At 60.2% G+C, this 20,798-nt stretch carries 24 protein-coding genes and 1 pseudogene; 4 read left to right on the top strand and 21 right to left on the bottom strand.

The features are described 5' to 3' along the window. Positions 1-26: 26 nt before the first annotated feature. Complete coding sequence (locus ACZ1HN_RS16170) at positions 27-698, bottom strand: helix-turn-helix transcriptional regulator (protein ID WP_299200560.1); 672 nt, start codon at positions 696-698, stop codon at positions 27-29. A 1-nt stretch (position 699) separates the two neighbouring features. Further along, entirely contained in the window at positions 700-1,074 is a 375-nt protein-coding gene (locus ACZ1HN_RS16165; protein ID WP_472728241.1) for a hypothetical protein, read from the bottom strand. 212 nt (positions 1,075-1,286) lie between these two features. Here ACZ1HN_RS16165 and ACZ1HN_RS16160 point away from each other — a divergent pair, with 212 nt between their 5' ends. From ACZ1HN_RS16160 to ACZ1HN_RS16145, 4 genes are read left to right on the top strand one after another with little or no spacing between them, the layout of a single operon-like run. After that, positions 1,287-1,505, top strand: a complete 219-nt coding sequence (locus tag ACZ1HN_RS16160) for a twin-arginine translocase TatA/TatE family subunit (protein WP_299200556.1) — start codon at positions 1,287-1,289, stop codon at positions 1,503-1,505. 3 nt (positions 1,506-1,508) lie between these two features. Continuing rightward, entirely contained in the window at positions 1,509-1,964 is a 456-nt protein-coding gene (gene tatB, locus ACZ1HN_RS16155) for a Sec-independent protein translocase protein TatB (protein WP_472728240.1), read from the top strand. Beyond that, positions 1,965-2,894, top strand: a complete 930-nt coding sequence (tatC, locus tag ACZ1HN_RS16150; protein ID WP_472728239.1) for a twin-arginine translocase subunit TatC — start codon at positions 1,965-1,967, stop codon at positions 2,892-2,894. It abuts the gene before it with no gap. After that, the gene (locus ACZ1HN_RS16145; RefSeq protein WP_472728238.1) at positions 2,891-3,733 is read left to right on the top strand and encodes an ATP-binding protein; all 843 of its coding nucleotides are present in this window, start codon (positions 2,891-2,893) and stop codon (positions 3,731-3,733) included. Before tatC ends, ACZ1HN_RS16145 begins: the two co-directional genes overlap by 4 nt. Here ACZ1HN_RS16145 and ACZ1HN_RS16140 read toward each other — a convergent pair. The 19 genes and pseudogenes from ACZ1HN_RS16140 to ACZ1HN_RS16050 all read right to left on the bottom strand — a co-directional run bounded on the left by ACZ1HN_RS16140 (position 3,730) and on the right by ACZ1HN_RS16050 (position 20,766). Continuing rightward, a complete protein-coding gene (locus tag ACZ1HN_RS16140) occupies positions 3,730-4,773 on the bottom strand; it encodes a Hint domain-containing protein (RefSeq protein WP_472728237.1) in 1,044 nt (347 codons plus the stop codon). The genes ACZ1HN_RS16145 and ACZ1HN_RS16140 overlap by 4 nt on opposite strands. Before the next feature lie 167 nt (positions 4,774-4,940). After that, positions 4,941-6,140 carry a peptidoglycan DD-metalloendopeptidase family protein gene (locus tag ACZ1HN_RS16135; protein ID WP_472728236.1) on the bottom strand — a complete coding sequence of 400 codons (1,200 nt, stop codon included), beginning with the start codon at positions 6,138-6,140 and terminating at the stop codon, positions 4,941-4,943. 68 nt (positions 6,141-6,208) lie between these two features. Further along, positions 6,209-6,859 (bottom strand): protein-L-isoaspartate(D-aspartate) O-methyltransferase, encoded by a 651-nt coding sequence (locus tag ACZ1HN_RS16130; protein WP_299597354.1) that lies wholly within the window; start codon positions 6,857-6,859, stop codon positions 6,209-6,211. Continuing rightward, positions 6,856-7,638, bottom strand: a complete 783-nt coding sequence (gene surE, locus ACZ1HN_RS16125; protein WP_472728235.1) for a 5'/3'-nucleotidase SurE — start codon at positions 7,636-7,638, stop codon at positions 6,856-6,858. The genes ACZ1HN_RS16130 and surE overlap by 4 nt, the downstream gene beginning before the upstream one ends. Before the next feature lie 106 nt (positions 7,639-7,744). Then, positions 7,745-8,392 carry a class I SAM-dependent methyltransferase gene (locus ACZ1HN_RS16120; RefSeq protein ID WP_472728234.1) on the bottom strand — a complete coding sequence of 216 codons (648 nt, stop codon included), beginning with the start codon at positions 8,390-8,392 and terminating at the stop codon, positions 7,745-7,747. Between the two features lie 31 nt (positions 8,393-8,423). Next, positions 8,424-9,064, bottom strand: a pseudogene (locus tag ACZ1HN_RS16115) (SDR family NAD(P)-dependent oxidoreductase). 31 nt (positions 9,065-9,095) lie between these two features. After that, the gene (locus ACZ1HN_RS16110) at positions 9,096-9,386 is read right to left on the bottom strand and encodes a hypothetical protein (RefSeq protein WP_472728233.1); all 291 of its coding nucleotides are present in this window, start codon (positions 9,384-9,386) and stop codon (positions 9,096-9,098) included. 109 nt (positions 9,387-9,495) lie between these two features. Beyond that, positions 9,496-9,906 carry a hypothetical protein gene (locus tag ACZ1HN_RS16105; protein ID WP_472728232.1) on the bottom strand — a complete coding sequence of 137 codons (411 nt, stop codon included), beginning with the start codon at positions 9,904-9,906 and terminating at the stop codon, positions 9,496-9,498. A 44-nt stretch (positions 9,907-9,950) separates the two neighbouring features. Then, positions 9,951-11,405: an amidophosphoribosyltransferase gene (gene purF / locus ACZ1HN_RS16100; protein ID WP_472729338.1), complete on the bottom strand. Its 1,455-nt coding sequence runs from the start codon at positions 11,403-11,405 to the stop codon at positions 9,951-9,953. A gap of 116 nt (positions 11,406-11,521) precedes the next feature. Continuing rightward, a complete protein-coding gene (locus tag ACZ1HN_RS16095; protein WP_472728231.1) occupies positions 11,522-12,091 on the bottom strand; it encodes a hypothetical protein in 570 nt (189 codons plus the stop codon). 244 nt (positions 12,092-12,335) lie between these two features. Then, positions 12,336-12,890: a CvpA family protein gene (locus ACZ1HN_RS16090; RefSeq protein ID WP_299200529.1), complete on the bottom strand. Its 555-nt coding sequence runs from the start codon at positions 12,888-12,890 to the stop codon at positions 12,336-12,338. A gap of 33 nt (positions 12,891-12,923) precedes the next feature. After that, complete coding sequence (radA, locus tag ACZ1HN_RS16085; RefSeq protein ID WP_472728230.1) at positions 12,924-14,291, bottom strand: DNA repair protein RadA; 1,368 nt, start codon at positions 14,289-14,291, stop codon at positions 12,924-12,926. Between the two features lie 39 nt (positions 14,292-14,330). After that, a complete protein-coding gene (locus ACZ1HN_RS16080; RefSeq protein WP_299200525.1) occupies positions 14,331-15,080 on the bottom strand; it encodes a DNA repair protein in 750 nt (249 codons plus the stop codon). Between the two features lie 115 nt (positions 15,081-15,195). Next, on the bottom strand, positions 15,196-15,639 hold the full coding sequence (locus tag ACZ1HN_RS16075; RefSeq protein WP_472728229.1) for a paraquat-inducible protein A: 444 nt from the start codon (positions 15,637-15,639) through the stop codon (positions 15,196-15,198). A 47-nt stretch (positions 15,640-15,686) separates the two neighbouring features. Next, positions 15,687-16,436 (bottom strand): ABC transporter ATP-binding protein, encoded by a 750-nt coding sequence (locus ACZ1HN_RS16070; protein WP_299597321.1) that lies wholly within the window; start codon positions 16,434-16,436, stop codon positions 15,687-15,689. A 43-nt stretch (positions 16,437-16,479) separates the two neighbouring features. Next, positions 16,480-17,253 carry an MlaE family ABC transporter permease gene (locus ACZ1HN_RS16065; protein WP_299200513.1) on the bottom strand — a complete coding sequence of 258 codons (774 nt, stop codon included), beginning with the start codon at positions 17,251-17,253 and terminating at the stop codon, positions 16,480-16,482. Beyond that, a complete protein-coding gene (gene alr, locus ACZ1HN_RS16060) occupies positions 17,250-18,284 on the bottom strand; it encodes an alanine racemase (protein WP_472728228.1) in 1,035 nt (344 codons plus the stop codon). Before alr ends, ACZ1HN_RS16065 begins: the two co-directional genes overlap by 4 nt. A 56-nt stretch (positions 18,285-18,340) precedes the next feature. Beyond that, a complete protein-coding gene (locus ACZ1HN_RS16055) occupies positions 18,341-19,129 on the bottom strand; it encodes a DUF1194 domain-containing protein (RefSeq protein ID WP_472728227.1) in 789 nt (262 codons plus the stop codon). Positions 19,130-19,272: 143 nt separating this feature from the next. Next, the gene (locus ACZ1HN_RS16050) at positions 19,273-20,766 is read right to left on the bottom strand and encodes a replicative DNA helicase (protein WP_299597309.1); all 1,494 of its coding nucleotides are present in this window, start codon (positions 20,764-20,766) and stop codon (positions 19,273-19,275) included. Positions 20,767-20,798: the final 32 nt, after the last annotated feature.

Raw genomic sequence — 20,798 nt, 5'->3', positions numbered from 1 at the left:
TTCTGAGAAAAATCTGGTTCTGTTCATCACAGGTTCGGGTCGTAATCCGACAGGCGTTTGCCAGGTTCATCCACAAACATTTCCGGCAATGCCTCGGCCGACTGGATCAGGTCCACGCGGAAGACGCGGAAGTCGTCGCGTAGCTCGCACCACGAGGTCAGGGTCCAGACGCGGCCCCAGTATTCCATGTGCAATGGGCGGATGGTGCGGGTGCTGATCCGGTCGCCTTTGGAGTGATAGGTTAGCTTCAGTTTCTGCTTGGCACGGATCGCTGCCCGCAAGGTGGGCATCTGGGCAAAGCCACGCACTGCGTCTGCGAACGGGTAGACTGCAAACTTCCATTTGTCAGCTTCGGCCACGGTCCGTTCGGGCAGCACAGCGTCGATCTTGTCGGCCAGCGTGCGGGCCGCGGATTTGAGCGTGTCATCCGCCGCTTCTGCCACAATCGCCATGCCGAGGTTCAGCGCCTCAAGCTCTTCGGTCGTGAGGGTAAGCGGCGGCAGGCTGATCGCCTCGGTGATCATGTAGCCCACGCCGCGTTCACCTTGCACGGGCACGCCCGAGGCCACCAGCGTGTCCATGTCGCGGTAGATGGTGCGCACCGACACCTCGCAGGCATCCGCGATCTCTTGTGCTTTGTGCAACTTGCCGTCGCGCAGGATCTGGATGATGTCAAAAAGGCGGTCGGTGCGGCGCATGTTACTCCTGTTGCAACTGGATGGGGGCGTGGCGCATGTCGATGCTGTCATGATCAATCATCGACATGACAGGCTGCGCCTCGGGCCGCTGGAACATTTCGTTTGCAGCCGTTTTGGCGGCTTCGAGGGATGTCCAGGTGATATGGTCCGTCCAGAGGCCGCTTTCGTCAGACGACAGTGTGCGTGTGATCATCGCGCCCGTGCTGCGCAGAAAGGGGCCCATGCCATCTGCGGCAGAGATGAAAGACGCCGGATCGGTGCCGTCGACCAGCCGGAATGTCACGATTTCGGCGACGGGGTGCGCGCTGCCTGTGCCTTCACCGGCGGCTGCGTGGGCAATCGTGGCTGCAAAGAGGGTGGTTGTCAGTGTGCGCATCGGTTTCTCCTGTGTTCGAGCGATGATGCGCCGGGTTTAAGGTTAGCTAACTGACATTAACCTGTCAGTTGACTGCAGGCTACAGGAATTTTCTTGAGGATTTGGCGTCTTCGTTACCGTCAAGTCGGCTGTCAGCCTTTTCGCAACTGCGGCAAAACCATAGAACACTAACCGACAGGCGGCATTCCGTCGCCAGAGATGGGAGAGACACCATGGGAATTGGAAACATTGGACTTCCGGGCCTGCTGCTGATCGCCGTTGTGGTGCTGGTGCTGTTTGGCCGGGGCAAGATTTCAAGCCTGATGGGTGAGGTCGGCAAGGGCATCACCAGCTTCAAGAAGGGCATCAACGAAGGCAAGGAAGAGCTGGAAGCGGCGCAGGCCGATGAGGCCAAGGACATCACGCCCGAGTCCGAAAAAGACAAGGTCTGATCCATGTTTGACCTTGGGCTGGCGGAATTGCTGGTCATCGGGATCGTGGCGCTGATCGTCATTGGCCCCAAGGACCTGCCAATGGTGTTTCGCAATGTCGGCCGCTTTGTCGGCAAGGCACGGGGCATGGCACGCGAGTTTTCGTCTGCCATGAATCAGGCTGCGGACGAGGCGGGTGTCAAAGACATTCAGCGCACGATCAAGACCGCCACCAATCCGGTCAAGAGTGCGATGGACGGGGTGAAAGACGCGGCGCGCGATGTGACATCGTCGCTGACGGATCTTGATCCCGAGAGCGAGACGGGAAAACTGGCCGCGGACAAGGCAGAGCGGGCTGAAAACGCGCGTAAGATCCAAGCCGCAACCGCCCGTGCACAGGCCGAGCGCAAGGCCCAAGAGGCCGCAGATGCGTTGAAAAAAGCCGAAGAGCTGGAAGCACAGGCGCCGAAAGAGAGCTAGATGAGCCAGACCGAAAATATCGACGACAGCACAGCGCCATTGATCGAACACCTGGCCGAGCTGCGCACGCGGCTGATCCGGTCGGTGATTGCGTTCATCCTTGCGATTGCGGTGTTCTTTATCCCCATTCAGGGTGAGTTCATTGCGGTGCATGTGCTGAACTTCCTGATGGAGCCGATCGTCGATACATTGCGCGATCTGGGCGACCCTTCGCCCACGCTGCAATACACGTCGCCCCAAGAGTATCTGTTCACGCTGTTCCGCATCTCGATGGTGTTTGGGTTTGCGCTGGCCTTTCCGGTCATTGGTTTTCAGATGTGGCGATTCGTGGCGCCGGGTCTGTACCGGCAGGAAAAGAATGCGTTCTTGCCGTTCCTGATTGCGTCGCCGGTCATGTTCCTGCTTGGCGCGAGTTTTGCGCAGTTCGTTGTGACACCGCTGGCCATGGCGTTTTTCCTGGGCTTTGCAGATGTGTCGTCGGTTCTGGCTATTGTCTTCGGCAATCCCGAAACCTTGCCGGATGGCGCCGTCATCACGCCAGAGGCGGCAAACGAAGGGCCGACGATTACCTTCTTTGGGAAGGTCAACGAAAGCCTTGATATCACGCTGAAATTCATCATGGCCTTTGGCTTGTGCTTTCAGCTTCCCGTGCTGCTGACCTTGATGGGCAAGGCGGGGCTGGTCAGTTCCGAGGGCCTCGGCAATGTGCGCAAATACGCGATGGTTGGCATTCTGGTGCTGGCCGCTGTTGTCACGCCGCCCGACGTCATCACGCAGCTGATCCTGTTCACGGTGGTGTATGGTCTGTACGAGGTGTCGATCTGGCTGGTCCGCCGCGTTGAGAAGAAGCGTGACGCGCAGCTGCGTGAAGAAGGATACTTTGACGACGAGGATGACCTTGGTGACATGACCGAGGAAGACCTGAAGTGATCGACGACCCCATGGACCGCATTGCAGCGGCGCTTGAGCGGATGTCTCCTGCGCCGTTGGAGGCCCCCGATTTTGATGCGGCATCGGCCTTTGTCTGGCAAACAGGTCCTGACCGGCTCGAACCCGTCGCGCATGTGTCGCGTGTGCCCTTGGACTTGCTGTTGGGCGTCGACCGGTCGCGCGATACGCTGCTGGCGAACACCAGACAGTTTGCCCAAGGCCTGCCCGCGAACAACGCGCTGCTATGGGGTGCGCGCGGGATGGGGAAATCCAGTCTCGTCAAGGCGATACATGGCGCACTTGAAGTTGAGTGCGGGCAGCTGAAGATCGTTGAGTTGCACCGCGAAGACTTGCCGTCGGTCGGCCGTTTGCTGAATGTTCTGCGCCAAGCGCCGGATGCCCGTTTCATCCTGTTCTGCGATGATTTGAGCTTCAGCCACGATGATCAGCACTACAAATCGCTCAAGGCCGTGCTGGATGGCGGGATCGAAGGACGGCCTGACAACGTGATCCTTTACGCCACATCGAACCGTCGCCATCTGATGCCGCGCGATATGATCGAGAACGAGCGCGGTAGCGCCATCAACCCGTCCGAGGCGGTTGAGGAAAAGGTGAGCTTGTCCGACCGCTTTGGCCTTTGGTTGGGCTTCCACGCCTGCGATCAGGATCAGTATCTGGCGATGATCCGTGGGTATTGTGCCGCCTACGGGGTTTCGATTGACGAAGATACGCTGTGGGCAGAGGCCATCGAATGGCAAGCCACGCGCGGGTCACGGTCGGGGCGCGTGGCATGGCAATACTTCTGTGACCTGGCTGGGCGGAGAGGCGTGGCTATCTAGGCCGCCAAGAGGTGTGCCTCGAACCCTTTAAGGCAAGGCGCGCACATCGGGCCATAGCTGGCGATATCCGGGAACAATCGTTCGATTTCCAAGCGGGCATGATCTCCGACTGCGCCCATGGCGATTGAGCCGGGATAGAGGGTTTCGCTCCAGATTCCGTGCGACTTCACCACGTTATGCGCATCCAGCAGGATATGGTGATACGTCACCTGACCACCGATCTTGCGGTACACACCATCCATGCTCAAGAGATCCTTGGCGCGGACAAGGACTTCGTCCTGACCAAACAGAAGTTCGGCCCGCCAGTCGCTGAGAAGGATCGCGTGCTGCGGCGATACGATCAAATCGCTGTCATTGCCCAGTGTCCCGGCCGAGATCACGATAGGGGCCAGATCGGCAGTCGCGCCAACCGTCGTATGGCCGGTCCACATAATCGGTTGTGGGCCGTTATCGGCCGTCAGCACCATGTCTCCGATCTCAAGTGTGTCGATGGCGCGGGTCCCGTCGGGGGTTTCGATCAGCATGCCTGAGGCGAAGCATACAATCGTGCCACCCAAGCTGGTGTGGGGCACAAGCTCGCCATTGTCGACGATGCCACCAACGGTCAGGTCGGTGTTGGGCGGCGGCATACCATCGGGAAAGACGAGGTAGTATCCGTCCTCGTCCGTGGCCGAGGCGTCCGCGCCATCGTTCAGGTCATTGTCATTGTTGAGGTCGACATCGATGACGGCAACCTGCCATGTCGTTGTGCCATCCGTGACTGTAAAGGTGTAGTCCCAGATGACCTGCCGTTCGGTCCCGTCGATAAAGACGGTTTGCTGGCCGATTTCGCCGAGCCGCTCTTGAACCTGAACGGTTTCGTTGTTTGCACCGTCGCCGTTGAAGTTTGTCGCGCCGTCGTTCTCGTTTACCACGAAATACGTGGTGTCGCCGGTATAGCGCCACGTGCCGGACGGGGCGAAAGCATAGTTGTTCGCCGCACCGTCAACGGTGGTCTGAATACCCCGCAGGGCAAAGCTGTATCCATAAAAAACAGGCATGCGCCCGAACCAATCCAATTAGTTTCTTTGGATTGTTTCTGATCCCTCAACCGGGCAGAGTTAGGGCCGTACGTCGCCGTTTGCGGAGAATTCAGGGAATGTTTGGGGCAATTGCGGCGCATTCACCCGCGTGAGTGGCAATCAGCCACAATTGCCCAAGGTCCGCCTTATTCGAAGAAAGGGTTCGGGTTTACACTGTCGAAACCATCCCGCACTTCGAAGTGGACATATGCCGTGTCGCTGGTGTCGCGCAGTTTCGCGATGGATTGTCCGCGCGATACCGTATCGCCCTTGGCAACACTCACGTCCGTGACGTTGGCATAAACGGTCAGAAGGTTGTCCGGGTGCCGCACAACGATGATGGGCACGCCTTCGGCGCTTTCTGTGATGGCCGCAACGGTGCCACCGGCTGCTGCGCTGACTGCCGTGCCTGGTGCGGCCTGGATGTCGACGCCTTCGTTCCGGCCCTTGGCATAGTCCCGAATGATCGTCCCTTGAACGGGAAGGGACATTTCACCGGACTGGGTGGAGGCGCTGGTCTGGCCCACATCCGCCACGGGCTTTTCAGGGTCTGGCGTGGCGGCAGGCGGATTGGCGGTATCATCTTCAGGCAACGGCTTGGCCGAGCTGGGGGGCAGCGGGGTCGGAGTACCCGTGCCGGGTGCGGTTGTGCTATTGTCGACTGCTGCACCGCGGTCGGGTGCCGCCGCGCGGGCCACGGGGATCAACAGGTACTGTCCCTCGCGCACAGCGAAATCAGCGCCAAGCCCATTCCATTCCGCCAGTGATTTGGCAGGCACCTGGTACAGCCGTGCTATTGTAAAGGCCGTCTCGCCTCGTTCCACTCGGTGGCGGATTGGCTCTTGGCCGGTTTGTGGCAGGGGCGTAGTTGTCGGCGTGTTCGCCACGGGCGTCGGCGCGGCACTGTCGATCGCGTTGCCGGCAAGCGTGGTGACATCCACGGATGATGACTGGATCGGGCCGGTGCCAATTGCGCCGGTCGATGGTGAGGGTTCCGACACACGGCGGGGCAGGGCGATGATTTCGCCGTTGCGCAACGGCACGTCCGTTTCTACGCCATTGAAGCTTGCGAGCTCAGCCACTGGCAATCCAACGCGGGTCGCCACATCCTGTAGCGTATCGCCCCGTTTGGCCACGGCAACCTGGTAATTGGGGTAGGAGATGACACCGCGGTCGTCCGGTTCCGGTCTGTCCGCTGTTGCGTTCTGCGCCGCCTCAGCCGTCGTGAAACCACCACCAAGACCACGCAGGTCAAAATCCAGCGGCTCTTCGCAGGCTGCCAGCACCAGCAAGCCGCAGGTTGCAATCATCAGGGGCCCACGGGGGCGCTGTAGGGTCGGGATCATCTGCGTCGTCCTCTGCCTGACCCCTCGTGAATGGGGGCCTTGTCGGTTGCGCGCTACTTACACCAGTTTCAGTCTTTGCCCAAGCCCTCGAGCAAGGGAACAAAGCGCACATCGCGCAATTCGTCATATTCTAGGCCGTCTGCGGTCTTGCGCACACGGATCAGGCTTTGCACGGCGTCTGATTGCCCTACGGGCAGCACCATGATCCCACCCTCTTTCAACTGACCCAGCAGGGGGCCTGGCGGGTCCTCTGCGGCGGCGGTGACAATGATGCGATCAAACGGGGCCTGGTCCGGCAAGCCGAAAGACCCGTCCCCGGTGATTGCTGTAATGGTGTGCAGGTTCAGCTCTTCGAAGATCGCGCGCGCTTCGTGCACCAGCCGCCTGTGCCGGTCGATCGTGTAGACCCGACGCGCAAGTTTGGCGAGGATGGCCGCTTGGTAGCCAGAGCCGGTCCCGATTTCGAGCACCTTGTCCCGTGGGCTGACATTCAAGGCTTGCGTCATGAGGCCAACGACCGATGGTTGGCTGATCGTCTGCCCGCAGGCAATGGGCAAAGGCATATCTTCATATGCACGTTCGGAAAACAGCCCGCGGACAAAGGGGCCGCGGTCGATCTCTTCCATCGCGCCAAGCACACGCTTGTCGGTCACGCCCTTGGACCGCAGCGCATAAAGGAACTGCATCTTGCGCGTCGCGAGATCGGTGTCCTCACTCATGTGGCGATGGACCCAAGCTGGTCCAGCATGTCATGCGCGGTGAAATCCGCGCGCATCGGCGTGACCGAGATGTAGCCGTCCAGGTTCACGGCAGCGTCGGTATCGGGGGCCGTGGGGACATGCTGGTTGCCGCCCCGGATCCAGAGGAAGTTGCGTCCGCTGGGCGACTGCGTCTGTTCGGTATGGAACCCCACGCCGGGGCGCAGGCCCTGGGACACGACCCGCGTGCCTTTGACATCCGCCGCCGCCACGGGCGGGATGTTGACGTTGTAAAACAGTTGGTACCCGGGTTGGTCCTTGGGTGTGGCGGCAATAATCCGCTCAACGAGTGTCTTGCAGTGGGTGGCAGACGCATCGAACGGGTCGTCCAGCTCTCGGTTCGCGGGGCCAAAATACTGAGACAGCCCAATCGATAGCACACCCTGCAACGCCCCTTCGATGGCCGCGCCCAATGTGCCGGAATAGAGCGCGTTCTCGGCCGAGTTGTTGCCCCGGTTCACACCGGACAGGATCAAGTCGGGCGGACCCTCCAGCACTTGATGCAATCCAGCCAGGACGCAATCCGCCGGACTTCCTTCAACCGTGTACCGGTTGGGCGCGATCTGTTGGAACATGAAGGGCCGCGCATAGTTGATGCAGTGGGCCACGCCCGATTGCTCAAAGGCGGGGGCAACGGTGGTCACATGCCCGTCCGGCCCGGCAAGGTCGACCGCGATCTGTTCAAGTACCCGAAGGCCGGGGGCCGAGATACCGTCGTCATTTGTGATGAGAATGCGCATGTGTCGCCCCTTTGCGCCTTACTATGTGCCGCGCACGCGCGGGGCAACTGTCGCGGCCCCCGATGGCGATTTTTTGGAACAGCGACATGGGACCGTTGCGTACCCGCTACGGGCGAATGGCGATGTATCCGTGTGACACGCGGCTGGGAGGACCGCTCTTGAACGGGTGCAGGGTGATGTCGGTAAATCCTGCCGCGTCCAACATGTTTTTGGCCTGTGCCGGGTGGTACGCGGCATTACCCCACCGCCATCGAACAAGTGCCGTACACCAGTGGGGACGAGAGAGGGCAAGGACCAACATTCCGCCGGGTGCAAGTTGATCATGCAACCAAGCCAAGGCAGCTTGCGGGTCCTCCAGATGCTCGATCACATGGGCGCACAGAACGACGTCCTGTGGCGGCAACTGATCCAATTGCCCTCCCAACGGGGTTGCAATCGTGGCGGCGCCGGGCAAACGGGCCGCGGCTGTGTCGAGCATGGATTGCGAGATATCCGTCAGTGTCAGCGTGGCGGGTGCACCATGTGCGTTCAGCCACGCTTGTGCGAATGCGCCGGTGCCCGTGCCGACGTCCAGCACCGTTGCGCTGGTTCTGACGGCAGGAACGGAAGACATCAAATCAGCATAGGCAGACAGAAACCCCAGTTTGGAAATGCCGTCCTGCCAGCCTGTTGCCGCCGCATCGTAGATGGATTGCAGGGTGCCGGACCGCGCAGGCGGTCGGGGCCGGTCAAATCGGGTGAGGCGGGTCAGCATGATCCTATTGGGTCATGCCTGCCTGCTTCGTTCAACCGTTGATTTCGGACAGGATACGGGCTGCTTCGTCCGCCGGATTGGCGAGGGGGAGCGATCTTCGCCGGGATGGAAGCGCGCACGCGTTGCCGTTGGCATGGGTTGAGGGGTTGCGATATGCACCTGTGGCCCTGTCTTGGCCGTCTCGGCTTGCCAACTGCGGGCCAGCGCGATCTGCGCGGCCTTGGTCGCGCCATATGCGCCGTAGAATGATTGGCCAGCAACCGGGTCATCCATGAATACAGCCTTGCCAGATGTGCCGAGCAGGGGGGCAATGTACGTGATCAGTGTCGCCGTCGCTGCCACGTTGCCCGCGATGGACTTTGACATGTCCTTGGCGTCGATCATGCTGGTCGGGGCCAGTGGGGCGGCATGGATTGCGCAATGTACCCACATGTCCAGGCTGCCCCAGCGGTCAAAGATGCCACGGCACAGGGTCTGCATTGCCGCGTCATTGCCGATGTCCATGGGGGCAAGCGTTGCGGCACCACCTTTGGCAGTGATCTGGTCATCCAGCTCTTCCAGTGCGCCGGTCGTTTTGGCCACTGCAATGATGTGATGCGTCGGAGCAAGGGCCAACGCCATGGCCGCGCCAAGGCCACGGGAGGCACCAGTGATAAGGGCAGTCTGTGTCATGGCCCGCTCTTGCCTTGTGGCGGGCCAAGGGTCAAGCGGCAGCCTTGGGCCGGCCGGGCAAAGTAAGCGTGCGTTGGCCGACGCCTCCTGCCAGGACAACCCGATCCTCGCCTATCGCAATGACGGTGCCATGGCGGAACGTGTCGCCAACCTGCACCATGCGTGTTTGCCCTCCAGCCGTTCGCAAGAGTGCGCGGCGGCTGTTTTGTGTCCCGACAACACCCAGAAGCTGCAGGTTGCGCAGCGGTAGCACACCGTTTTGGGTCGCAAGATCTGCGGTGGTTGCGTTTGTCTCTTCGGCCATTTGCGTGTTCATCCCCATGAATCAAGGGGCGCGGCTAACATGACCTTTTGGCAAGGTGAACGGGCCCGCGCATAAATACGCAATGCTTTGCCCAGTGACGTTGGGACATTCGGCGGTGGCGTGCTGATCAGCCCTGACGCTTGGACCTGTGATAGGTCAGCGTGATGTGGGCAAGGTGCCAAAGCGCGTCTTCGTTCAGTGGCGCATCAAGGTCAAACCCCAGCGCGCGCCGTCCGTCATTGTGGAACTGGTTTGGGTACTGATTGTCCATCTGCGCTGCCAGATCAGTCTTGCAGTCGACAAATGTCATAATGCGGTTTGGCGTTGCAGGCGACCAATCCACGCGCAAAGTTGATCCGACGCGTGGGCGTTTGGGCCGCCATGCGGGCTGCCCCCATTTCAGGCTTTCGTCGAGAGGGCCGATGTCGGCACTGGTCGCTACATCATGCACAATGCTGCGAAGACGCAGGAAATGTGTCTGCGCCTCGTCAGGCCAATTTTCGGTTCGGTTCAAAATCTCTGAAGGCGTAACATCCATACTGAACCATCGCCTGCACTGATGTCACAAAATGTCAGCAGCGATTACTCTGCCGCCTTCATCTCAAAACCCTTCTCGATCATGTCGGCGGGTTCGACCGGGTACTCACCCGAGAAGCAGGCATCACAATATTGCGGACTGGATGCATCGCGCCCCTTGGTCTCGCCGACAGCGCGGTAGAGGCCATCGAGCGAGATGAACTTCAGGCTGTCGACGCCCAGATGCTGGCACATCTCTTCCTCGCTCATGGTCGCGGCCAGCAGCTTTTCACGTTGCGGCGTGTCGACGCCGTAAAAACAGGGCCAAGCCGTCGGCGGTGAAGCGATGCGGAAATGCACCTCCTTGGCACCAGCGTCCAAGATCATTTCCTTGATCTTGCGAGATGTTGTGCCGCGCACAACCGAGTCGTCGACCAAAATCACCCGTTTGCCCCGGATCAGGGCGCGGTTCACGTTCAGCTTCAAACGCACCCCCATGTTGCGGATGCTTTCCGTTGGCTCGATAAACGTCCGGCCCATGTACTGGTTCCGGATGATGCCCATGGCATAGGGAATGCCGGATTCGAGCGAAAAGCCGATGGCCGCAGGGGTGCCGCTGTCGGGAACGGGGCAGACGAGGTCCGCCTCAACCGGGGCTTCCTTGGCCAGTTCGCGGCCAATGTTTTCGCGTGTCTCATAGACTGACCTGCCGCCGAGGATGCTGTCGGGGCGGCTGAAATACACATGTTCAAAGATGCAGAAGCGCGGTTTTTGCGGGCGGAAAGGGAAACGGCTGTCCACACCCTTGTCGGTGATCACCACCATTTCGCCCGGTTCAATCTCCCGCACAAATTCGGCCCCGATGATGTCGAGCGCACAGGTTTCCGAGCTGAGGACATAGCCGGTGTCGAGCTTGCCCAGCACCAGTGGGCGCACGCCCAACGCATCGCGCACGCCGATCAGCTTGGTGCGGGTCATGGCGACAACCGAAAATGCGCCTTCGACCCTGCGCAGCGCGTCTTCCATCCGCTCGGGGATATTGCGCTGCAGGCTGCGGGCCATCAGGTGGATGATGCATTCGCTGTCCGAGGAAGACTGGAAGATCGAGCCGCGCTCGATCAATTCACGGCGCAGCGCGTCGGCATTGGTGATATTGCCGTTATGGGCAATGGCCGCGCCGCCCATGGCGAATTCGCCAAAGAAGGGCTGCACGTCACGGATCGCGGTTTGCCCTTTGGACCCAGCTGTTGAGTAGCGCACATGGCCAATCGAAAGGGAGCCGGGAAGCGTTTCCATCACCGCCTGAGAGGTGAAGTTGTCGCGCACATAGCCAAAGCGCCGGGCCGAGTTGAAACCGTGTTCAGGGTGGTAGGCAACGATACCGCCCGCTTCTTGTCCCCGATGTTGCAGGGCGTGCAGGCCAAGGGCCACGAAATTCGCGGCGTCCATTGTCCCGAGGACCCCGAATATCCCGCATTCTTCCTTGAGTTTGTCGTCATCAAAGGGATGGGCAAGGGGCATTTGCGCGTGTGCGGCAAGGTCGGACAAGGGGCAGCTCCGAATCCGTGAATGGGATATGGGCGCGGTGTAACAAGACAGACTGCCCCTGTCACGAAAGGATCACAATTGATCGTGCATTACGCAGCGACCGTGTCCGGTTGGCCAATTTTGCCAGCGGACAGGGCCAGCATGGCGCGAGTGTCACCGTAATTGAGCTTGGAAAAGAAGCTGTCGCCTGATGACGGTGCGGCGTGGATCAGCAGACCAGACTGGGCATAGATCATCTCTTCGTCCGTGAAATGCAACTCAGCCAGGTCAGGCCCATTAAACAGGGTAGGGCGGATGCCACACCAGCCGCTAAGGGCCTTGACCGGGACAGAGACCACCGGGGCGTCTACCCAGCGGGCCGGGGTGTGCAACGCAACATGGGCATTTGCGGGCAAGGCGATGTCGGAGCAGGTCGAGAGGACACCGCCGGGGATATGCACAAGCGGTACAGTGCTGTCGGGGCGCGTGATCGCGGTGATTTCGACAAAGCCACCGTCGAGCGTCGCCACGGCGTCGCCTGCCTGCAGCGTGTCAACCGATGCCCATCCTTTTTCAGTCTCCAGCAATGTATGTGCCGTGACTGTTGCGCTGATGCGGGGGGCAGCCGGTGTTTTAATGGGCGTAATGTCGGCAAATGCGGCGTCGTGGTTCAGAAACATCGGTGTATCCTCGGGTCAGTTTGTGTTCGTGTTCTGGGGACAAGAACGCTCCACAAATCTGCCGCTTTTTGGTCACAACCACGGCCAAAGCCGGGCGCTGTTTCGCCACAGTCACCAGTGGGGTGCAGGCGGCCCACACTCTCCGCATCACGGCGACGCGATTAATCCGTGCTTAACCATGATTGCGTGCGGGCGGTGCTGCCCGCGCCTTTGAAATGTCTGATTCCCGCTTCGTTGGGACGAATTATTCGCTGCAGGCGCCCACAAGGCTCTCGTATTGGCGGGTGATCCAGCCAAGCGCCTCTTCGGGGTTCTGCTCTTCGATCTGCCCGGTGAAGCGGCCAAACACGGCGGCCGAACGGCTTTCATCAACGATGGTGAATTCCTGGCCGGTGATCACCGTGTCGTAGACAAAGAACGCAATGGCAACCAGAAGGATGCCGCGCGCCACGCCAAAGAGAAAACCAAGACCCTGATCGATACCGCCAAGAGCGGACCGTTGCACAATCGATGAAAAAAGCGGGGTGAACAGGGACACCACGATCAACGCAACAGCAAAGACAAGGGCAAAGGCCCCAATAATGCTGAGCTCGCAACTGTCAGCGATGAAGTCGCCCACAACCGGAATCTCGCGCACCAGCGGTTCCACGCGCGGGGCAAACAGGAATGCCAGAATGGCGGCTGCAATCCAGCCTGCAATTGCCATGGCTTCGCGCACGAACCCGCGCCCATAGGCCAATAGGGCCGACAGGATGATGACCACGGCAACTACGCCGTCAATGATGGTGAACCCTTCCATGGTCCTGCCCCTTATGTTCTGCCCGTGCGGCGTCTAGCCTGCGCCGAATACGTCGCCTACAAACCCGGTCAGGTCACCGAAGCGTTTCAGCGTCATTCCCGGTGCACCTTGGGCTTTGCCGCCTTTGGGTGCAATGGATGACGAAAAACCAAGTTTTTGGGCTTCTTTCAACCTGTTTTCCGTCTGAGGGGCAGGCCGAAGCGCGCCAGATAGGCTGATTTCCCCAAAAACAACTGTATCTGCGGGCAATGCACTATCCTCGCGTGCAGACAAAAGGGCGGCTGCGACGGCCAGATCGGCAGCAGGTTCGCTGATTTTCATGCCGCCTGCGACATTCAGATACACATCAAGCCCGGCAAAAGGGATGCCACAGCGTGCCTCAAGGACCGCAAGGATCATGGCAAGACGCCCACCATCCCAACCCACCACGGTCCGGCGCGCTTGGGAATGCGGGGAGGGTGCGACAAGGGCCTGCATCTCGCACAACACGGGACGGGTGCCTTCGATCCCGGCAAATACCACGGACCCGGGCGACGGCTCGCCGCGTTCGGACAAGAACAGGGCCGACGGGTTCGTGACCTCGGCCAGTCCTTTGCCGGTCATTTCGAACACGCCAATTTCGTCGGCGGGGCCGAAGCGGTTCTTGACCGCGCGCAGGATGCGGAACTGGTGCCCGCGCTCGCCCTCGAAGTACAAGACTGTATCGACCATGTGTTCGACCACGCGGGGGCCTGCAATCTGCCCTTCCTTGGTCACGTGCCCAACCAGAATGACGCTGATGCCTTTTCGCTTGGCAAAAGTCGTCAGTTCATGTGCGGCGGCACGAACCTGGCTGACCGACCCGGGCGCACTGTCGACAGTGTCGAGCCACATGGTCTGGATTGAATCGATGATGGCCAACCCCGGCGCCTCGGCCTCGAGCGTGGTCAGGATGTTGCGCAGGTTGGTATCTGCCGCCAGTTGTACTGGCGCATCGGACAGCCCAAGGCGCTCCGCACGCATCCGGACCTGCGCACTTGCCTCTTCGCCGCTGACATAGATCGTTTTCAGGCCGTTGCGGGCGAAACGCGCCGCGGCTTGCAACAGAAGGGTGGATTTCCCGATGCCGGGATCGCCACCGACCAGAATGGCAGAAGCGGGAACCAAACCGCCGCCCAGTACCCGGTCAAGCTCGGCCACCTTGCTTTCGGCTCGAGGTGGTGGCGTTTCCTGCGTCGCCAGATCGGTCAGGGTGACCGTATTGCCCCGTTTTGTGCCCAGCCCCTTGCTGCTGGGGCCCGCAGAAAGGCCGGTGTCTTCGCTGATCGTGTTCCACTCACCACAGCCGTCACAGCGCCCGGACCACTTGGAGAAGGACGCGCCGCATGAGGAGCAGGAATAGGTCGTGCCGGTTTTTACCATGCGCGTTGGTCTGCCAGCGGCGGCGTGGGCGGGCAAGCCCTATTCAGCGCGCAAGGGCAGTTGGGTGACTTTTGACGGTGTGGCAGGTTGGTTCAGTTCGGGCAGCAGTCGCTCCATCTCGTCCAAAAGACGTTCAAGATGGGCGCGTGCCACGTTCTCCTCCAGTTCCAGCCGGTTGATCCAGGTCGAAAACTCGCCATGGATCGCCTTGGCCTGTTCCAAGCGGTCGTTGAACTGCTCAATCTCGAACTGGCGCTGCTGAAGGAAGGACCGCGCCCGTTCGACCTTGGTGTCTGAATAGGCTTGGGCAAGGTCCCGGCTGATATGGGACATCTTTGCCGCCAACTCCAGCAGTTCAGGCTCCAACATACCCAGATCGGGATGATCGCGCAGGAACGCCAGACGATCCTGCGTGCTTTCAAACGCATCGCTCAGACCAAAAGTGCCGCTGCGATCCGCGTGATGTGCAGCGTGATAGGCACGGGTGATGTCATCTACGCCAACACTGAATTGCCGGTGCGAGTTTTCAAGCTGCATGATGCGCATGTTCGTTGGCAGGAAAAAACACAAGGCAACTGCAAGGACAGTCAGCCCGATCTGGGCAATCATCCCAGCTTGGTCAACCGGCGCGCCATTCCAAGTAACCGAAAGGTCAATCCACGGCCAAAAGCCTGCCGCAGCCATCCCAGTTGTGACAATCAATCCAAGTGCGAGCGCAGCGAAAAGAAAAAGCGCGAGCCGTTGCATGGTTGCAGCAAGAACCTGTGCTGCGAAAATTACTTGTTTCATTAGCCTTCCCCCCAGAAGACGCACTAATCTAGGCAGCATATCCTTAAGCGTCGGAAAATACAGTCAAAAAGTGGTGACTTGTGAGAGCGCGATATGGATTGTTTCCGGTTTCGCATCAATCCATGGGTTTGGACGCAATCCTTTCAGTTCGAACACCGACCCAAAGCGATGCCAGAATGCACGCGGTAAAGAGGTAAAGACCCCACGCCACTTCCAGCCGCCCAACACCGATGCCTTTGGCAACCGTGATGTACATTGCGATCAGAAAAATATCGGCCATCGCCAGCTTCCCCATGATCCGCAGCGCAGGGGCAAGGCGCGGGCTGGCCATGTTCCAATGCAGCAGCGCCAGTCCGATGGTCTTGGCCATCGGCGCCACCAGGGCAAAGATGGCAACGATTAGGGCAAGGAAGACATCCGTGCCCCAAAGTGATTGAAGCCCGGTCAGAACGGAAATCTCTTTCAGCTTGAAAAGCGGCAGTAGCCCGGCCTTGAGCAATGGCGCAAACCACGAGACCGGGAACAGGATAAGCAGGGACAGGTTGATCCAGCGATGCATGACGGCAAGTGGCCGCGCCGGAATGCCTGTGTCAAGCGCTACACGCCTCAGCGCACGGTCTCGATCGGCCCTTCTGCCCGCCCGTGAATGAACTGATCCACGTATGGATCGGTCGCCCCGTCAATGTCGGCCACGGGACCTGTCCAGCGGATCTTGCCCCCGTGCAGCATCGCGACGTTATCCGCAATGGTCCGCACGGACGTCATGTCGTGGGTGATCGTCATTGTTGTCGCACCCATCTCGGTCACGATCTCGCGGATGAGGTCGTTGATGACACCTGCCATGATCGGGTCAAGGCCGGTGGTCGGTTCATCAAAAAAGATGATCTCGGGTTCTGCCGCAATGGCCCGCGCCAGCCCCACGCGTTTCTGCATCCCACCGGACAGTTCGGCAGGCAGACGGTCCGCCACATCCGGCGTCAGCCCCACGCGGCGCAGTTTCTCAATGGCAATCTCATGCGCCTCTTCCTTCGGACGCGCAAGGCTGCCGCGCAGCAGTCGAAAGGCGACGTTCTGCCAAACGGGCAGGGAGTCGAACAGGGCCGCCCCCTGAAACAGCATCCCGAACCGCGCCAGAAAGGCGTCCCGATCTCCGGTCTGGCTGACATCCTGCCCATCAACCGTGATCGTGCCTTTTTCGGGCGTGACAAGGCCAAGGATCGTCTTGATCGCGATGGACTTGCCGGTGCCGGAGCCGCCAATGATCACCATCGACGTGCCGCGCGCGACATGCAGATCAACACCGCGCAGAACGTGGTTGTCGCCAAAGCTTTTATGGATGTTGTCGAGTGTGATCATCTGGCGGGGCCTGTGACGGACAAGGAAGAGGGCGCGTTCTGGGTCATACGGAAAAGAACACCCCCGTGAGCACGAAGTTGGCGGCCAGAATCAGCACTGCAGCGGCCTCGACCGACCCCTTGGTCGCCCGGCCCACGCCCTGCGCACCCCGGCCTGAGTTCATGCCGAAGTAGCATCCCATCAAGGCGGCGATGCAGCCGAACACCGCGCCTTTCACAAGGCTGGATGTAATATCCCGCATTTGCAGGAAATCGACCGTGTTCTGGATGTACGCCGCTGCGTTGAAGCCCAACGTGCCCGTGGCGACCGCATAACCACCAAAGATGCCAATCACATCGCCAACGGCCACCAACAGCGGCACAACCAGTGTCGCAGCCAGCACGCGCGGCACTGTCAGGTATTTCATGGGATGGGTCGACAGCGTGACCAGCGCATCGATCTGCTCGGTCACTTTCATCGTCGCAATCTCGGCCGCGATAGAGGAGGTGACGCGTGCGGCGATCATCAGCCCGACAAGCACCGGACCCAGTTCGCGCACCATGCCTATGGCAACGATCTGGGGCACCACAGCCTCGGCATTGAAGCGCGCGCCGCCGGCATAGATTTGCAGCGCCAGTGCGCCGCCCGTGAAAATGGCCGTCAACCCGACGACAGGCAGGGACAACCACCCGATATTCAGCAGGGCCAGGGCCAGCTCGCGTGGATAAAACGGGGGCCGCAACAGGTGGGTGACCGACGTGCCAAAGAACATGGCCACACGGCCCATGGCGGCCAAAAGGCCCAGCGTGGCCCGTCCAAGTGCTGCGATCCAGCTCATCCCACAAGGCTCCGTTGATAGCGCAGGCCAAGCGAGGTCAGGATTTCATAACCAATGGTGCCGGCTGCATCAGCCACCGTGTCGACAGATTGATGACGCCCCATAAGCTGCAATTCGGTGGGATCATGATCCAGTGTCGTAACGTCCGCCGTGATCAGATCCATGGACACACGGCCCACCACGGGGCAGGGCGTGTCGCTTGCAAAAAGCGTCGCCTTGGGACCCATCGCGCGGATCAGCCCGTCTGCATAGCCGCCGGAGACCGTCGCGATGCGGCTGTCCCGCGGGGCAGTCCAAGTGTTGCCGTAGCCGACGCTTTCACCCTGCACGACGTCCCGAACCTGAATGACGGGCAGATCAAGCGTGACCACCGGGGCCGCATCGGCAAAGGGCAGACCGCCATAGAGGCCGATACCCGGACGCGTCATGTCAAAGTGATAGTCCGGGCCAAGTATGGTGCCGCCGGTGGCAGCAAGAGAGCGGGGAATGTCCAAACCGTCAGTCATCGCACGGAACTCGGACAATTGCCTTACATTCATCGGGTGATCAGGCTCATCCGCACAGGCCAGATGCGACATGATCAGCGCTGGACCTTGGGCAATTGCAATGTCGCGTACAGCAGACCATTCGGCGGGCTCCATGCCCAGACGGTTCATCCCGCTGTCCAGTTGAATGCCGAAGGGCGCACCCGGCAACGCCTCGACATGGCGCAGCATCTGGTCAACGGAGTTAAGCAGCGGGGTTAACGCCGCTTCGCGGATCGCGTTGGTATCGCCAACCATGTGCCCGGAAAAGACGTAGATCGCTGGCCCTTGACCAATCGCCCCGCGCAGCGTGTTGCCTTCTTCGGCTGTGGCCACAAAAAAGCTGCGCACGCCAGCGCGTACAAGGGCGCGGCCCACGACAGGCGCACCCAGACCATAGCCATTGGCTTTGACCACCGCACCGGTTTCGCACGCGCTGAGTGCATCAAGGGATTGCCAATTGCGCACAAGCGCGCCGAGGTCGATAGAGAGGGTCGCAGATGTCATGACCGGCTGTTTGGCAGGACGACGCGCATTGGTGAAGAGGAAAATGCGATATGGGCTTAAGGCAGCGCAAAGATGTCGCGATTGCGTTCCCAGATTTCCTCTCCGATCAGGCAGTTATAGGGTGCTGTGGCTTGGGCACGCCACAGACGCGCGGACTGTCCGGCAATTTCAAGGACCAGTTTGCGCCGCACCGCATCCTCAAATTCCGCCCAATCCGTAACGGGCACGACAAAGGCACCGGTGCCGCCAATGACACATGCGGTGTAGTAGGCATCAAGATCGGGAATATTCCACCGGGACGTAAATCCGTCATCTTGGGTCATCAATGGCAGTCCGTTGATCGTGATGCCCCGCGCTAGAACGGCATCTCGGGCCAGGGTGACGGGACGCCCCATGTTGTTCGGGCCGTCCCCTGACACGTCAATAACCCTGCGCAAGCCATCAAATGCGTTCCGGTCAATGCTTTCAGCGGCATGCATCAACGCGCCTGAAATCGAAGTGCGGCGCATCGCATCGTCAAAATGGGCTGTGATCTGACCTGCAATTGCGACTGCATCTTCCGGCGTGGCCAAAACGGTCCAAGGTACAATGATGCGCTGATCATGTGTCCCGGCCCATTCAACATAGGTGATCGCTATGCGTCCGAGAAAACCGCTATTGATGGCGGCCTGTACCTCAGGCGACTGTAAGGCGGTTGCATAACCACGCCGCTGGATTTCAAGCTCGTAAGGCTGCATCGAGCGGCTCACATCAACGGCGAGGAACAGCTCGACATCAACCTCGATCCGCTCCTGCGCATGCACGACCGAGCCAAAACACACCAACAAACCAAGAAGCAAGCGCATGCTGTCACTGTGACGGGCAAGCGTGACTCTGTCCAATCACAACCCGGCCATACAGCTTCTTCTGGCTAAAAATACCTCGGGGACGCCGAAGGCGGGGGCAGAGCCCCTAGAACATTGGTGTCGCGCGCAGCGCGTCCTTGTGATCAGAACCCGGTGTCGCCACCGCCGCCCTGTTGCCAGGGCTGCACAAGGTTGCCGAAACGGGTAAAGCGCCCTTCGAAGCTCAGATCGACGGTGCCGATGGGTCCGTGGCGCTGCTTGCCGATGATGACTTCGGCGCGACCATGCAGGCGCTCCATCTCTTCCTGCCACTTGGCCATCGCTTCCAGATCGTGATCGCCGGGCTTCTCACGTTCCTTGTAGTACTCTTCGCGGAACACGAACATGACGACGTCGGCGTCTTGCTCAATCGATCCCGATTCCCGAAGGTCTGACAGCTGCGGGCGCTTGTCCTCCCGGTTTTCGACCTGACGCGAAAGCTGCGACAGCGCGATGACGGGGATGTTCAGCTCTTTGGCGATGGCCTTGAGGCCCATGGATATCTCGCCGATCTCCTGTACACGGTTTTCGGACACACCGCGCACCAGTTGCAGGTAGTCAACAATCAGCACATCCAGCCCGTGCGTCCGCTTCAGCCGGCGCGCGCGCGCGGACAGCTGGGCAATCGGGATCGCGGCAGTGTCGTCAATATAGAGCGGGCAGGCTTCGAGCTGTTTGGCTGCGTCCACGAAGCGCCGGAACTCGGCCTCGGTCATGTCACCACGACGAATGTTTTCCGAGGGCACTTCGGCAGCCTCGGACAGGATACGCGCCGCGAGCTGCTCCGCGCTCATCTCGAGCGAATAGAAGCCCACAACGCCGCCTTCAATCGCGCCTTCGGCGCCGTCGGGTTTCAGGCCTTTCTTGTAGGCCTTGGCAATGTTGAAGGCGATGTTGGTGGCGAGCGAGGTTTTCCCCATCGACGGACGGCCCGCAAGGATCAGAAGGTCAGACGGGTGCAGACCCCCCAGCTTCTTGTCCATATCGATCAGGCCAGTTGAGATACCCGCAAGTCCGCCTTCCCGCTGATACGCGGCATTGGCGACATTAACTGCATCCGTTACAGCTTTGAGAAAACTTTGAAATCCACCCTCTGATGTGCCCTGTTCCGCCAGCTTGTAAAGCGCCTGTTCGGCCTCTACGATCTGCTCCTTGGGCTCCGAGGCGACATCGACCTTGGCGGCCTTGGCGCTGATGTCGCGCCCCAGTTGGATCAGGTCGCGGCGTACGGCAAGATCATAAATCATCTGCGCATAGTCGCGTACGGCAAAGGCGCTGATGGCGGCCCCGGCAAGGCGGGCAAGGTAGGCCGGACCGCCCAGCTCTTTCAGCCCCTCATCTTCCTCCATGAACGCCTTGAGCGTCACAGGAGAGGCAAGGTTGTTCTTTGCGATCCGAGCCGCCGAAATCTCGAAGATGCGGGCGTGCACCGGGTCATAGAAATGGGTCGGATTGATGATCGATGCGACGCGGTCATAAATGTCGTTGTTGGTCAGGATCGCGCCCAGCAATTGCTGCTCGGCCTCGATCGAGTGGGGCATGGTCTCGGCATCCTGAACCGCAACCCCTGTCGGATTGATTGCTGCAATCTCGTTCATCGCCCCACTCTCTGCTCGTTGTTTTATTGTCC

It is taken from the genome of Tateyamaria sp. GN1-10, from assembly GCF_055693845.1.
This window is presented reverse-complemented; position numbering and strand designations above follow the sequence as displayed.